Consider the following 406-nt stretch of genomic DNA (forward strand, 5'->3'; position numbering starts at 1 on the left):
CCCAGCATACCGCGGGTATCGCTGTAGCCTTTGTCGCCGATCTGTTGAGCCACGTTGCTCCACACGTTGAGGCGCGGGGTGATTTGCCCTTCTACGCCGACTTTCAGCTCGCCGATGTTCTTCGTGCCGCGCATGTCGTTGCTCACATCATCCATCTTCACGCGGGTCGTCTGCGTGTTGTGGATCCAGTTGGCTTCGACAAACGGCTGGAACTCACGAGATTTACCGTCGTCGATGGCGTTGTGACCGTTGATAAAGGCCTTCACACCCAGACGGGTCATCAGGTTGCCATCGGTATCATCCTTCACACGGGTACCATTCGCTTCGCGGTGACTGTCGGCCTGCACATCCATCCACACCACCTGCGCTTTCGGTTGCAGCCAGTAGCTGTTGCGCTCGTTCTCAC

At 57.6% G+C, this 406-nt stretch carries 1 protein-coding gene; it reads right to left on the reverse strand.

Features of this window, described 5'->3' with window-relative positions:
• Positions 1-406 (reverse strand): autotransporter outer membrane beta-barrel domain-containing protein (locus FLX07_RS36080; protein WP_142576451.1); only part of this gene is annotated, 406 nt, incomplete at both ends.

Origin of the sequence: Microbispora bryophytorum, assembly GCF_006874465.1 — a bacterium.
GTDB lineage: Bacteria > Actinomycetota > Actinomycetes > Streptosporangiales > Streptosporangiaceae > Microbispora > Microbispora bryophytorum.